This is a genomic window from Rhizobium metallidurans (assembly GCF_014196505.1).
GTDB classification, from domain to species: domain Bacteria; phylum Pseudomonadota; class Alphaproteobacteria; order Rhizobiales; family Rhizobiaceae; genus Rhizobium; species Rhizobium metallidurans.
This window is the reverse complement of record NZ_JACIDW010000040.1, coordinates 1-14,244: the sequence shown is the minus strand read 5'-3', so window position 1 is coordinate 14,244 and position 14,244 is coordinate 1. Positions and strand designations below refer to the sequence as shown.

At 50.8% G+C, this 14,244-nt stretch carries 13 protein-coding genes and 2 pseudogenes; 13 read left to right on the top strand and 2 right to left on the bottom strand.

All coding sequences use genetic code 11. The features are described 5' to 3' along the window. Positions 1-176: 176 nt before the first annotated feature. Positions 177-299 (top strand): annotated as a pseudogene (locus GGQ67_RS24395) (IS3 family transposase); the annotation flags it as partial. 244 nt (positions 300-543) lie between these two features. Here GGQ67_RS24395 and GGQ67_RS24390 read toward each other — a convergent pair. Then, positions 544-1,803: an IS110 family RNA-guided transposase gene (locus GGQ67_RS24390; protein WP_183902694.1), complete on the bottom strand. Its 1,260-nt coding sequence runs from the start codon at positions 1,801-1,803 to the stop codon at positions 544-546. 134 nt (positions 1,804-1,937) lie between these two features. On the opposite strand from GGQ67_RS24390, the pseudogene GGQ67_RS24385 reads away from it, so the two are divergent. The 12 genes and pseudogenes from GGQ67_RS24385 to GGQ67_RS24330 all read left to right on the top strand — a co-directional run. Beyond that, positions 1,938-2,228: pseudogene (locus GGQ67_RS24385) on the top strand (integrase core domain-containing protein); the annotation flags it as partial. Between the two features lie 205 nt (positions 2,229-2,433). After that, positions 2,434-3,507, top strand: coding sequence for a dTDP-glucose 4,6-dehydratase (gene rfbB / locus GGQ67_RS24380; protein ID WP_183902693.1), 1,074 nt, complete (start codon positions 2,434-2,436; stop codon positions 3,505-3,507). Further along, positions 3,504-4,388 (top strand): glucose-1-phosphate thymidylyltransferase RfbA, encoded by an 885-nt coding sequence (gene rfbA, locus GGQ67_RS24375; protein ID WP_183902692.1) that lies wholly within the window; start codon positions 3,504-3,506, stop codon positions 4,386-4,388. Before rfbB ends, rfbA begins: the two co-directional genes overlap by 4 nt. Further along, a complete protein-coding gene (locus GGQ67_RS24370; protein WP_183902691.1) occupies positions 4,385-5,176 on the top strand; it encodes an ABC transporter permease in 792 nt (263 codons plus the stop codon). Before rfbA ends, GGQ67_RS24370 begins: the two co-directional genes overlap by 4 nt. Before the next feature lie 5 nt (positions 5,177-5,181). After that, positions 5,182-5,934 (top strand): ABC transporter ATP-binding protein, encoded by a 753-nt coding sequence (locus tag GGQ67_RS24365; RefSeq protein WP_183902690.1) that lies wholly within the window; start codon positions 5,182-5,184, stop codon positions 5,932-5,934. Between the two features lie 631 nt (positions 5,935-6,565). Then, entirely contained in the window at positions 6,566-7,357 is a 792-nt protein-coding gene (locus GGQ67_RS24360; protein WP_183902689.1) for a glycosyltransferase family 61 protein, read from the top strand. 217 nt (positions 7,358-7,574) lie between these two features. Then, a complete protein-coding gene (locus GGQ67_RS24355; RefSeq protein WP_183902688.1) occupies positions 7,575-7,994 on the top strand; it encodes a sugar 3,4-ketoisomerase in 420 nt (139 codons plus the stop codon). Further along, positions 7,991-9,082 carry a DegT/DnrJ/EryC1/StrS family aminotransferase gene (locus GGQ67_RS24350; protein WP_183902687.1) on the top strand — a complete coding sequence of 364 codons (1,092 nt, stop codon included), beginning with the start codon at positions 7,991-7,993 and terminating at the stop codon, positions 9,080-9,082. The genes GGQ67_RS24355 and GGQ67_RS24350 overlap by 4 nt, the downstream gene beginning before the upstream one ends. A gap of 163 nt (positions 9,083-9,245) precedes the next feature. Beyond that, the gene (locus GGQ67_RS24345) at positions 9,246-10,745 is read left to right on the top strand and encodes a glycosyltransferase (RefSeq protein ID WP_183902686.1); all 1,500 of its coding nucleotides are present in this window, start codon (positions 9,246-9,248) and stop codon (positions 10,743-10,745) included. Further along, the gene (rfbC, locus tag GGQ67_RS24340; RefSeq protein ID WP_183902685.1) at positions 10,746-11,297 is read left to right on the top strand and encodes a dTDP-4-dehydrorhamnose 3,5-epimerase; all 552 of its coding nucleotides are present in this window, start codon (positions 10,746-10,748) and stop codon (positions 11,295-11,297) included. It begins immediately after the preceding gene. After that, complete coding sequence (gene rfbD, locus GGQ67_RS24335; RefSeq protein WP_183902684.1) at positions 11,294-12,181, top strand: dTDP-4-dehydrorhamnose reductase; 888 nt, start codon at positions 11,294-11,296, stop codon at positions 12,179-12,181. Before rfbC ends, rfbD begins: the two co-directional genes overlap by 4 nt. A 93-nt stretch (positions 12,182-12,274) precedes the next feature. Then, a complete protein-coding gene (locus GGQ67_RS24330) occupies positions 12,275-12,979 on the top strand; it encodes a galactosyltransferase-related protein (protein ID WP_210279785.1) in 705 nt (234 codons plus the stop codon). Between the two features lie 4 nt (positions 12,980-12,983). Here the strand turns inward: GGQ67_RS24330 and GGQ67_RS24325 are convergent, their stop codons facing one another. Next, the gene (locus GGQ67_RS24325) at positions 12,984-13,538 is read right to left on the bottom strand and encodes a GNAT family N-acetyltransferase (RefSeq protein ID WP_210279784.1); all 555 of its coding nucleotides are present in this window, start codon (positions 13,536-13,538) and stop codon (positions 12,984-12,986) included. Between the last annotated feature and the right edge of the window lie 706 nt (positions 13,539-14,244).

The following is a 14,244-nucleotide window of genomic DNA, read 5'->3' as shown; positions in this document are numbered from 1 at the left end:
GTCAGCCCCTGCTGATGCAGATCCAGGATCATGATCGTCTCCCTCAGCTTGATCACCAACATGCCCCTCCCGACCATCGGAAGGAGTATCGGCGAGGGCGCGCCCCGGAAGACCGGCGGCCGCAGCAACTGGGGAAGATTCAAACGGCACTACTGGGGAGTATTGCTCCGGTACTGACAACGCGGTCGCGCTATTGCCCCGCCACCGACGCACGGTTCACTTATCGCGATGAGGATGTCGTTCAGACCTTGGAGCGCATCTGCAAGGGAACCGGTTATCCCAAGACGATCAGGGTCGACAACGTCCTATATTCGGAATGAAGCGCCGTTTTAGCAGCAGGTCGTAATCGCGTCGGTCTCCCGATGCGTTTGGATTATGATGTAGGCCCGGCCGATCGTCAACGAACGGTCTCTCCCATAACAAACACAGAGTACGCATATCGCGGCTCTCACCGTCCTTAAGACGAGATCCTTTTGCCGTCGAGCGGAAGGCCTGAACATTATCTACGAGGTCGCTGATCAGCTCAACGCCTCCACGGCACTGTCAGAGAAGGGTCCTTCCGCTGTGGATCGTCCCTTCAAAGAAGGGGCGATAAGGTTCACCGCTTTTGATAACCGCATGTACTGTGCGGGCCATCTTGGCGGCGATTGCTGTTGACGCCTTGCGACGTAAATGGGTGTTGTGGCGGTCCTTGGTGATGTATCGCTCGAACTTGTCGCGGAAGCTGTTAGCGCGCTGCAATATCGCGACTTGGGCTGCCATCCATAAGGTCCGCCTCAGCCGTGCATTTCCATATTTTGAGAGCTTGGTCTGGCCTCGAAACATTCCTGACTGGATTGTCGCAAGATCCATGCCGCAGAACTTCAGGAACTGGCGATGGTGTTGAAAGCGACGCAAGTCTCCGGCCTCTGCCAGGATTGTCAGAGCATTGATTGGGCCAATGCCGGGGATCGTGCATAAAAGCTGGTAGTCTGCGTTGTCCTTCAGCATCGCAACCGCACGCGCCTCGATCTGATTACGTTGTGCGATCAGGCTTCTGCCCTCGGCCAGGATCATACGAAACATGCAGATAGCGTCAGAGTCGGGTGCAACGGGAAGGCCGATCGAACGGGTTGACGTTGCGTAAATGTCTGCCAGCAAACGCTCTTTGCCAACTTTGCGACCCACCACATCCCAGGCAGCTTTGATGAAAGCGTCCTTGCTCATGGCTGCGATGAAGTGCGGAGACGGAAACAGTTCGAGGAAAGCGAAGAACCAGTCGCTGCGCGAACTGCGGTGGAAGCGATCCGCTTCAGGGAAATACAATGGCAGGTAATGTGTCAGGATCCGATGCCAAAGTTCTGTCTTCGACCTTGAGACCATGTCGTGCGTCTTCGACAGCTCCTGAATGTCATTGGTGCCGTGCATCAATGGGTCATGGTAGAACTGCTCGACACCAATGATCATCATGTGGAGGATAACCTGGGCATCCTTCGGATCATTTTTATCCCATGAATTATGCAGGGCCTCCCTGGTCCGGGCCAGCGCGATAGACGAGATCAATTTGACCTCGAAGCCGGCGCAGCCGAGCTGATATGCCAATGCGCGATGATAGTTTCCTGTCGCTTCGAAGGCGATGCGGACAGGGCGCTGATAACTGCGCAACAAGCCGATCAGGCGATCAAACTCATCGAGATTGTTAAGAACGCTTACTCGGCGGCGCCGGATTTTGTCCGGCGCTTCGATCAGCACTTCGTGGCGTTCCTTGGAAATATCAATCGCTGCCAGAACGGGAGCGGATGCGGTAATGTCGTTGTCGGTCATAGCCGGTCTCCTTGCAAGTGTGGCTTCGCAAAACCACTGTGAGACCTATTGCCCGGCTATGACCACCTGCTTCGCCTGATGGGGCTACGCAACTGGTCAAAGCCTCATTCACCGCATTCTTCCGAAGGTGTTACGGCAGCGAATTCATTTCTCGCGACCTGGACCTGTGGGCCTATGCCAACAACGTCACCCTGGACTTCTCACGGCCCGGAAAACCGACCGATAACGGTTTCATCGAGGCCTTCAACAGCAAGCTTCGGGCCGAGTGCCTGAACGCGCATTGGTTCCTGACCCTTGCAGATTCGCGAGAAAAGTTTGACACTTGGCGTCGATACTACAATGAGGATCGACCTCATTCGGCGATCGGGTATAACGTCCCGATCGCGATGCATAATCCCGGTGGCGCAACCAGTCCGTCATCGTGATCAGAGCCGGAAAACTCCAGCTCCCGGCGGTCCAACGTTGGGGCTGAGAGCATGACGAGCCTAGCGAGGAAGCGTTACTATGCCAGTTTGACCTGCCTATCCTTGTGGTGTAAAGCCCTGCCGATTATTGGCTGGGCCACTGAGATCGGAGATCTGGCAGACACGATCCTGACAGTGTACCATGTTGGCGAAAGATGCACGATCGATGACTATTCTAGTGACCGGCGGCGCGGGGTTTATCGGCAGTAACTTTATCCTCGACTGGGCGGCAGACAGCGACGAAGTCGTGGTGAACGTTGATAAGCTGACCTATGCCGGTAACCTGAAAAATCTGTCTAGCCTTGGTGGCGACTGTCGCCATGTTTTCGTGAAAGGCGACATCGGCAACGTCGAACTCATGTCGACGTTGCTCTCGCAGCATAAGCCTAGAGCAATCTTGAATTTCGCGGCAGAATCCCACGTTGATCGATCTATTCATGGACCGGCTGATTTTATAGAGACCAATGTCGTCGGTACATTCGGGTTGCTTGAAAGCACGCGCGCTTACTGGAGCGCGTTGCCCGACGCGGAGAAAATCGCATTCCGCTTCCTTCATGTTTCGACCGACGAAGTGTATGGCTCGCTTGAGAAGGACGATGCAGCCTTCCGAGAAGACAGTCGGTACGCACCCAATAGCCCATACTCTGCGAGCAAGGCTGCGTCTGACCATCTAGTCCGTGCTTATCACCACACATACGGACTTCCAGTGTTGACGACAAATTGCTCGAACAACTACGGGCCGTTTCACTTCCCGGAAAAGCTGATTCCGCTATGCATTCTAAACGCCCTATCCGGTAAGGATCTACCAATCTATGGCGACGGGCAGCAGATCCGAGACTGGCTCTACGTTAAAGATCATTGCGCTGCAATTCGTCGCGTTCTGGAATGTGGTGTGCTGGGTGAGACTTACAACATTGGTGGTTGGAACGAGAAAACCAATCTAGAGGTAGTGAAGGCGCTTTGTGGTGTACTTGATGAATTGAAACCGCTGGCCGGAGCACGATCTTATGCGCATCAAATTACGTTCGTAAGAGACCGCCCGGGGCACGATAGGCGCTACGCAATCGATGCAAATAAAATAGCGACGGAACTTGGGTGGACGCCGAAGGAGACTTTTGAAGCGGGTTTGCGCAAGACAGTTCAATGGTATCTCGAGCATCAAGAATGGGTAAACGAGGTATCGACTGGCGCATACCGGGTCTGGATGAATGCACACTACAAAGTGGAAAGTCGATCATGAGTCGCAAAGGCATAATACTCGCGGGCGGATCGGGCACCAGACTCTATCCGGCCACAACCGCAGTTAGTAAACAGTTGCTTCCGGTGTATGATAAGCCGATGATTTACTACCCGTTGACCACGCTAATGCTAGCGGGCATCAGCGATATATTGGTTATATCAACGCCCCAGGACACGCCACGCTTTGAGCAGTTGCTGGGAGGTGGTGCACAGTGGGGAATAAATTTGCGGTATGCCGTTCAGCCTTCGCCAGATGGCTTGGCTCAGGCGTTTTTGATCGGAAAGTCATTTATTGGAAATGATCCAACGTGTTTGGTATTAGGTGATAACATATTCTATGGTCACAACTTCTCTAACTTATTGTCGAGCGCATCGTCGCGACAAAGTGGAGCAACGGTTTTTGCTTATCACGTGACAGATCCCGAGCGGTACGGCGTGGTTGAATTTACCGCAGCAGGAAAGGCTGTTAGTTTAGAAGAGAAGCCAGTTTCACCGAGATCGAACCACGCTGTAACCGGCTTGTACTTCTATGACGAAAGGGTGATCGACTACGCTGAATCCTTGCAACCATCCGCGCGAGGTGAACTCGAAATTACAGATATCAACCGACTTTACTTGGAGGATGGCAAGCTTGAAGTCGAAATAATGTCCCGCGGATACGCTTGGCTTGACACCGGAACTCATGAATCCCTCTTAGAGGCAAGCCAATTCATAGCCACTTTGGAGCACCGTCAGGGCCTTAAGGTTGCGTGCCCGGAAGAAGTGGCGTTCAAGAATTCATGGATCGATCGCGAACAGCTTCTAAGGCTTGCCGCGCCATTGGCGCGCAACGCATATGGTCGATATCTTTTGAACCTTGCTGACGAGAAGCTACCGTTTTGAAGTCCAGAATACAGAATCTTCTGATTGAGGCCTATGGCAGCCGGGGCGTCATACGCCAGTTGATCGCTCAGCAACTCATCCTGAGATATCGGAGGACGTTCCTAGGGTACCTATGGACCCTCGTCAGCCCACTTTTGATGATGTCGGTGATGGCGGCTGTTTTTTCAGGGCTATTGAAATCTGACTTAAAGGATTTCGTTGTCTTTCTATTCGCCGCAATGATCCCTTGGAACTTTTTTAGTGCTGTCGTAACGCAGTCCGGTGGTTGCTTCATCAACAATGAAGGCCTCATAAAAAAGATATACATTCCGAAATTGGTCTTTCCGATCAGTCTAGCATTAGCGCTACTCGTCGATAGCCTTTTATCTTTCATAGCACTATTTTTTATAATTATTGCTATAGGTGCGAAAATATCCTTCGCGCTTTTCTTCATAGCGATTGCTTACTTTATTGTATTCTTTTTTTCATTCGGCGCTGGTCTTATAATGTCCGTTGCGACTGTGTTCTTTCGAGACCTGCAGTATGTAACAGTTATTGCAATGCAAGGACTTTTTTTCTTGTCACCTATTCTGTACAAGCCGGAGGCGCTCGCTGGAGGCAGCATAGGCTGGCTCGTTTCGCTGAACCCTATCGTACCGTTTATCGAGTTGTTCCGAATGCCACTCTACTACGGCAGTTTGCCGACCACTGACGTTTTGCTTCAGGCATGCGCTTTTGCACTAGGCTCCACCGTGCTTGGATTGATTGTATTTATGCGCAACGAAAAACAGATAGTTTTCAGGCTATAGCAGATATGTCGTACATCAATGTCAGAGAACTCTCGATCAAATTTCGCGTCTATCATGACAGATCTCCGTCATTAAAAGACTACTTTGCAGGTCTTTTAAAGAAGAAAAAGATACGATCTTACTCCGACTTCGCCGCTGTAAACAGAATGACTTTTGCGATTAAGGCAGGAGATCGCGTCGGTATCGTCGGGCATAATGGTGCCGGGAAAAGCACCCTGCTAAAGGCATTGTGTCGAGTATATGAACCCTCAAGCGGCACGCTGATCATTAATGGCAAGGTAGCTCCGCTTCTCGAAATTGGCGCGGGTTTCCATCCTGAATTTACCGGCCGCGAGAATATTTTCCTAAACGGCGCCATTCTCGGATACAGCCGAGAAAGTTTGGAGGAAATATCGCCAGAGGTTATCGCCTTCGCGGAGCTGGAGGAATTTATTGACACTCCCGTGAAATATTACTCCACTGGCATGTACATGCGTCTCGCGTTTTCGCTGGCTACTGCAATGCATCCAGACATATTGATATTGGATGAAATATTCGCAGGCGGCGACGCTGCATTCATGGCGAAAGCTCGAGCTAGGATGACGGCTTTGATAGACAAAGCGAACATTATGATCATGGTTTCGCACGATCACAAGCTGATTGAGACCCTTTGCAACCGTGTCTTATGGGTAGACCATGGTCGGTTGGTGGCGGACGGATCGCCTGAAGATGTCGTGGCACAATATCTTGTCAGCCAGAAACTGTCCTCAAGTTTGTAGTGGAACGTAAACGTAACTCCCCGTGGTTCAGCAATACCTTGTAGAACAGGACGCAATCTTTATGCCTGAAGCGGCCGGTGACCTGAAAATTGTCGATGTACCCCCTCATCCTGCAAAAATGAGGGCAGCGAGACCGGCGATCCGCTGGTTCGCGAGGTTCTACCGGCGTTACGCAAAGCCTATCGCTCCCATTCGAGCCGTTGTACTTTTCATATGGCGCCACATTTTCCCACTGTATCTGTCGATCGTATCGAGCTGGAGTGTCGACCCGGAGGTTCGAAAGTGGCGACGCCTCGTGCCATATCGATCATATAAGGGCCGCGGCGATGATACAAGGCTAGCTGAAGCTGCCCATGTGAAAACAAACGCGCCGATAGTAATTCCTAGTGAATATCAAAGCTATATATCGCCCCAGGACGGATACTTAGCGCCCGAAGTTAGCGTTCGGGCATTGATGAATGCCAGGATCAACGGTGGAAGCAATCTAATTCAATGTGGGGATCAAGTCGTCTGCCACGATCTTTTCGATCTCCAACGGGACTACACTAGCGAAGAGCTACATGGTCGACTACTAGTGTCAGCGGCGTCTTCTCGTGTAAGATGGCTACATAGAGATAAAGAACCAGTGGCTATGGACGTGGCCGCATCTTTTGTGGACGCGTGTGCACCTAATTATGCTCACTGGCTAACAGAGGTCCTCCCGCGCTTGGCACTCTATTGTGCGGAAACCAAGTTTAAGGATGTGCCTATCGTCATAAATGCAGGCCTCCATAGAAATATCATTGATTCCCTATCTTATTTTGTATCGCCCGATCGTGCCATCATCGCTCTATCTGTGGGTCGGGCACTAGAGATAAGCGAACTACATGCGACATCCGTTGCGGGTTATGTCCCGTTTGGCAGGAGGCCTCAAAAGGGACCTGCACTGCTGGCGCACTCCCAAGGACGGTTCAATCCACACGCTTTCGAACGTTTGAGGGCCGTTGTATTACACAAAGCTCTCTCTGAAAGTGCGGTTCCAACGCCTGAGAAATTCTACATCCGTCGAAATTCCGGAAGTCGGCGCGTTACTAACGCGGCTGAGCTCGAGGCCGCTTTGACAGATCGCGGCTACACCATAGTTGAACCAGAGAAGCTGGGTTTTATTGAGCAAGTCCGATTATTCGCGAGCGCCAAAACGATCGTCGGTTCTTCGGGCGCAGCGCTTGCGAACCTCGTCTTTGCCCCCAGCTCGGCCAGAACTCACGTGCTGATAGGTCGGTATCCCGACACCAGTTTTTGGTATTGGCAAAATATCGCGTCTGCTATAGGTGGAAATGTTAATTATGTGTTTGGCGAAATAGAGGGAGATGGCGGCGAGGGCATACACGCGGATTTTCGAATTGAAATTCCTTCATTGCTAAAGGCACTCGACGGCGAGTAGGCCGCATATCAAGTCGGTTAGCGAATCCAAAGCTTTCGCGAAATGAGCGAAGCCGAGTGAGTTCGCCATTCCTTTCAGGGTTCCGAAGAGGAATGATTGTGAGATGAGCTTAGCGGTTAGGGCCCATGAACAAATTTATTAGACGACTAACTGCCCTTTTGTGTCTCCCTGCGGAGACGCCGCCGCACGAGCGAGCGCGCGATCATAGGAATTCGTAATGCTGCTGGATAAATGTAAGATTGTAGATTTGCCCCGGATCAATGACCCGCGTGGGAATCTTACGTTTGTCGAAGGAGGCAGGCATGTGCCCTTCGACATCAAGAGAGTGTATTATTTGTACGATGTACCGGGCGGAGCCGAGCGCGGCGGTCATGCCCATAAAGATCTGCATCAGCTAATAATTGCAATGTCTGGGTCATTCGACATTCACCTCGATGACGGCTTCACCAAGAAGACGGTTCATATGAACAGGAGCTATTACGGCCTGTATGTTTGCCCTATGATCTGGCGCGAGATAGACAATTTTTCGTCGGGGGCGGTATGTATGGTAATGGCATCTGCATACTACGATGAGCTTGATTACTACCGAAACTATGCCGCATTTCAAGCGGATGCCAACAGAGCAACTGTGTCATGAAAATACCATTCCTCGATATTGGAAAACTCCATCAGCCTATCCGAGCGTCGCTAAACGCGGCTTATGAACGCACCGTTGACTCCGCTTGGTTTATCACCGGTGCCGAGTTGACTGCATTCGAAGCTGAGTTTGCACAATATTCTCAGGTAAAGCACTGTGTTGGGGTCGGCAACGGTCTTGACGCATTGGAGCTGTTGTTACGGGCATACGGCATCGGTCCGGGTGACGAAGTTATTGTTCCTTCAAATACGTTTGTAGCGACGTGGCTCGCTGTAACTCACTGCGGCGCGACGCCGGTGCCAGTCGAGCCAGATATCCGAACCCATAATATGGATCCCTCCAAGATTGCTGCCGCTATAACATCGAAAACGCGCGCAGTGATGCCTGTTCACCTTTACGGTCAGCCGGCTGATATGGATCCAATCAACGCGGTGGCCGCGGAATTTGGTTTGATAGTGATTGAAGATGCGGCACAGTCTCAGGGCGCGCTCTACAATGGAAGGCGAGCGGGTTCGTTGGGGCATGCTGCTGGCACAAGCTTCTATCCAGGAAAAAACCTAGGGGCGCTGGGCGATGGCGGAGCAGTGTTAACTAGCGATGACGGCATCGCGGCCAAGGTTCGTGAACTTCGTAACTATGGATCAGTCATTAAGTATAAGCATGATAACGTTGGTTATAATAGCAGGCTCGATGAACTTCAGGCGGCATTTCTTCGCGTAAAGCTCGAAAAACTTGACGAATGGAATGAAGAAAGACGCCGCATCGCCGATCTGTATACTGAATTGCTTCAACCTGCCGGGGTGACTTTGCCTGAAGTGTCGGAAGGAGTCGCTTCGGTCTGGCACCTGTATGTTATACGAAGCGAAGCAAGAGATGCCCTACAAGCGCATTTAGCTCAACTGGGAGTAGGTACCGTAATTCATTATCCGATCCCCCCTCATAAGCAGGGTTGCTATCCGGAGTATTCAGGATTCGAGCTTCCTATTTCGGACTTACTTGCATCACAGGTATTAAGCCTTCCGATGTTTCCGGGCTTAACAGATCGGCAAGTTGAGTATGTTGCAGATGCAATTCAGAAGTTTAGGTAACACTGCTCAAAGTCATACGGTGCCAAGGACGGTCAGGTAAGTGCCTTGCACCGCCCTCTAAAGACGTTCAAGGTGGTAAACTGATCATGCGCATCGGTTCGCCGCACTCGACTAAGCGCGAGTGCGGCTTTGGCGTTTAACATTATTATGAGGTGCTTCGTTCGTGTTTGACCGGTACCAGAATTTCACAGATCTGTCTGCTCGCATCGATGCTCAAATTAGAAGGCATCGCTTTGATACCGCACTGCACTTAATACAAGAGTTTGTTGAGACCGTAATTTCCGAACCGATGCTTGTATCGCACATCTATGGATCAAAAGAATTGGATCGGCGATGCCAGGAACTTGGGTTGATTTCCTACCGTTCCCTTGGTGCAATAGCTCAGCCAAGGAATGATGGCAAGAACATGCACGGGTGTAACGTATATATTGTATCGAAGCTGCAAACATCCGGCGGGCATACTAAGGTTATTAAGGATTTCATCGCGGCAAGGCCCAACGAACAGCACGCAATCTTATCGACCGAGCTCGCCGGCGTATCAGAACTTGGAGCGGTCAATTCGAGTCTTTCCAATGGCAAATTCACCTCTTTCCACGCAGTTCCAGGAGGAAACCATTGGAAGCGCCTTAGGTGGTTGCAGACCAAGCTTTTGGAGATGTCGCCAAAGCGCGTATATCTTTTCAATCACCATCAAGACAGCGTCGCTGTGGCGGCCGTTGTTCCCGAGATGCGAATACCTACGACCTTCTACCATCATGGCGACCATCACCTGTGTCTGGGGGTGTTCCTATCCGACGTTGAGCACATTGATCCTCACCCCATGGGCTTCTGCAATTGCAGAAAGGCGCTCAAAATCCAGAACACATTCGTCCCGCTAGTTGTTGAAGATCGTCGCTCTATCAGAGCTGGGTTTATGGAGAACGGCTATTTAACGACATGCACAGCCGCGCGATTGAATAAGATCGAAATACCCTACTATGTAAACTACCTTGACGTGGTGCCCGAACTTCTAAGAGAAGGTGTAGGACGGCACATCCATATCGGTCGCCTTACTCCTTGGGCACTCTACCGACTTCGCCGAAGGTTACGCAAATACGGGGTAGAACAGAACCGATTCGTATACATTCCTTGGGTTGCGAGCGTGTGGGACGCATTAGTTGAGCATAAAGTTGATTTGTATGTCGCGTCATTCCCGTACGGTGGTGGTTTAACGTTAATCGAAGCCATGGGTGCTGGTATTCCTGTAGTGCTCCATCGTCATATGTATTCCCGCATCTTGAGCGGCATAAGTCTGGGCTACCCAACCGCCTTTAACTGGCACTGGAAGGACGATTTAATTGAACATTGTAAGAATCTAAAGCGCGACGCTCTATCTGCAGAGTCAAAGCAGTCTCGGAGACACTATGTGCAATTTCATCGAACTGAGGTGCTCGCGGACATCCTCAATAACGAATGTGTTGACTCCATGGTTCCGTCGACAGAGGCTGATGATGTCGTCGAGACTGACACAGACGAATTGGCACAATGGCTCCTCAACAACATGACTTTCACCAACATCTTCTGCCAGCGATCATTTAGGGTCTTGAAAAGAATAAGACGGCGCCTCATCCGCGCGAATAGTAGCGTTTCTGAACGAATACGTATGTTGAAGGTGGTGCGTTGAATGCAGTTGCATGAGGTTGAGGGCCTTTTGGCCGGTATGTTTGTCTTGAAGCCAACGGTTTATGCAGATCAGCGAGGCTTCTTTTTCGAGAGTTGGAATAAGCGCGAGTTCTCGCAGTTGACTAGAGTCGACTTGGATTTTGTCCAAGATAATACATCTTCTTCTTCCTGCGATGTATTACGCGGTCTTCATTATCAAGTCGTGCGTCCTCAGGGAAAGTTAGTGAGCGCGGCTAGAGGAGCAATATATGATGTCGCCGTTGACCTGCGACGCTCATCTCCAACATTTGGAAAATGGTTTGGAATTGAGCTCAGTGACGAGAACATGTTGCAGTTGTGGATCCCTCCAGGCTTTGCACATGGTTATATAGTGCGCTCATCGGTTGCTCACGTAAATTACAAGACGACGGAATATTACGCACCCGAGCATGAGCGCTGCATATCCTGGGCTGACCCGAGCCTGGATATCCTATGGGGCCAACAACGCCCTCCAATATTGTCTGAGAAGGACAGAACTGGTACCAGCTTCGATCAAGCAGAGCTCTACAAATGAAATTTTTCCTCGTCGGCGCATCCGGCCAGGTCGGCTGGCAACTTAGGATGTGCTTAGCTCGGTTGGGCGAAGTGGTAGCGCCATCACGGGAGGCTTTTGATCTGATGCAGCCGGACCCACTGGCAAATGCCATACGGGCGGAGCGTCCCGACTGGATCATTAATGCTGCGGCGTATACAGGTGTAGACGCTGCCGAAAGAAACTCCGACTTGGCTTTCGCACTTAATGCGGAGGCACCGCGACATTTGGCGGTATTGGCTTCAGAAATCGGAGCTCTCCTTGTCCATTTCTCGACAGACTATGTTTTCGACGGGAACAATGACAGTGCTTACACCGAAAGTGATCCGACTGGTCCGTTGAACGTTTACGGCGCGAGTAAGCTTGAGGGAGAGCGCGCGATCAGAGCCTTTTGCGAGCATCACCTCATTTTTCGCACCTCCTGGATTTACAGCCGGCGTAGAACAAATTTTCTGCTGACTATGGAACGGTTGCTAGCGGCGAAAAAGGAGGTTTGCGTAGTCTGCGATCAGATTGGCGCGCCGACTAGTGCCAATGATCTCGCTGTAGCGACGACAGGAGCTATTGAGCACATAGTTATCCAACCCAAGGGCTCCGATCTGAAGGGTTTTTGGGGTACATATAATCTTACGTGCTCTGGCGAGACGTCTTGGCATGGCTTTGCAGAAGCTATACGAGATCGAATAGGTCAAACGGGATTGGCAAGAGTACTTGCAGTTTCGACGAGAGAATATAACGCTACGGCTCGTCGGCCTCAAAACTCCAGGCTCTCTAATGAGAAGTTTAATCGTATGTTTGGCTTCGGTATGCCGGATTGGCAATCGGCGTTGGAGAGCTTTTATCAAAACGGTGAGAATGTAGGATAAGCGGTGATGCGGAGTGCAACTCTACATGGTCCTAAGGAGATGAGGGTCACCGTATCGATTGTCAGTCATGGTCACGGACAGATGATAATCCCGTTGATTGAGAAGCTGCTTGATTTTCCTGAAATTGGCACTGTCATAATTACTCACAACATTCCCGAGGTCATCAGTCTTCCGGAAAGCCCTCGAGTGATAAGGCGCTGGAATAGTGCCCCCAAGGGCTTCGGACACAATCACAACGATGCGTTCTGTCTTTGCGTAGACGATTTTTTTTGCGTAATGAACCCCGATATCGATTTCGTAGAGAATCCGTTTTCGGCGCTAGTGACAGAGCTTGTGGCGTCCGGAAGCGCTATGATCGCTCCAAAGGTTGTGGATTCGACGGGATGTGTCGAAGACAGTGCCCGGCACTTTCCTACCATACTGGGGATTGTGAAAAAGGTCTTGGGCATTTCTGATGGCCGACACATGGAATTATCTCAGATGAACCCGTTTCATCCGGAATGTGTGGCAGGGATGTTCATGCTCTTTAAGTACGACGGGTATAGAAAGCTGAATGGCTTCGACACACGATACTTCCTCTACTACGAGGATATCGATATATGCGCCCGCATATGGAAAGCGGGCGCTTCAGTGCTACTCCTAACGCCTGTCGTGGTAATCCACGACGCGCAACGAAAAAGTCATAAGTCATTCAAATTCCTAAGGTGGCATATTTCCAGTATGCTTCTTTTCTTTCGTCTCCACATGTGGAGACTACCTCAGGTAGCGACTGCATATCGATCAAAGAACAACTGGTGACCGCTTAGCCGTTGCCAGCTATAATCCGAAGCAAGTTGCATTTTTCAGCTTCGAAAGCGGCTTTAGTAAGCCGCATATGTTGGTCATCAGCCAAAATCTCAGTTCTGACGGCACCCATTCGCTCATGAAATTTGATAACTCGAGTGTTATCAACACGTACGTCGAAATGGCTTTCGAGAAATTTTAATTTCTCAAATGCAATTTCGTAAACCAGTAACGCTGACTCGACCGCCGCGAGCCGAGGCTTGTTCTGATCGAGGATCCAACTACCCCAACAGAATGACGTCCCTTGGAAGTCATAGAGCCGAACGGTGCCACAAGGGCAGCCATCATCAGTGCGCGTTATGAGAAAGTAAAATTCCTCACCCCTCTCCTCACGCGTGACGTAACCGTCTATCCAGTCACCTTGCTTCGCAGCAGAAGCGGGTGGCGCCGACAAATGGCGATTGTAAATCGGATTTGTGCGAAGCGAGAAGATATACTCTTGATGTTCCCTGCGCACAGGCGAGAAGGTAATCGCGCCTTTTTGCAAACTGTCGAACCAGCTAGGAGATGACAAATCTATTGCCCCTTTCCGAATAGAACTTAGGCATGACCAAGATCGAGCTTTGCGCTGATAGCCGTCTTCATTCCCGTTGAGAGGGCTTCTCGCCGTACGCGTTCCATCGCATACTACTTCATCGCGGTAATGGGCAAGTCCTATAGCCCTGGTTTGATGAACACATGGAGGGCTCGGGCGACGCTTCATCGATTTGGCTCTCACTATCTGGGAGTACATTTCTGCCTTCGAAGCATAAGGGCTAACGTTTTGTGCGACGGCAACTTTGGATGTGACGAATTGACTTGGCGGAAGTGCGATCGGATTACATTCTGGCCGGCATGATCGAACAGGACATATCTGAGGTGTTCCAAGCAGTTAGTAGTGTGTTGGGCCGATGGAACCTCTTCCTAGCAACCAACCCCGAGACCCTCAAAGGCCTCACACCCTATGAAGTTCATTTGTAAGATATGGGCTTCACAGGCGGAGCGCTCAATTTAAATCCGCTCCATCACATGCCGGGCCTAAAGTAAGCATACGGCGGAGGCCGCGGCTGGATTATTTTGCGGTCAGTGATGCTTGTTCTGGCTTTTGGCGAAACCGGCTTTTCCGAGCGTTCGGCGGCGTGCCAGTTTCGCTAACCTTTCATTGATCGTAGCGACGCTGATATCTTCCGGCCCAAAGCGTCCGCCATACCATTCCACGACTTGGCGGTGTTGTTTGTGGC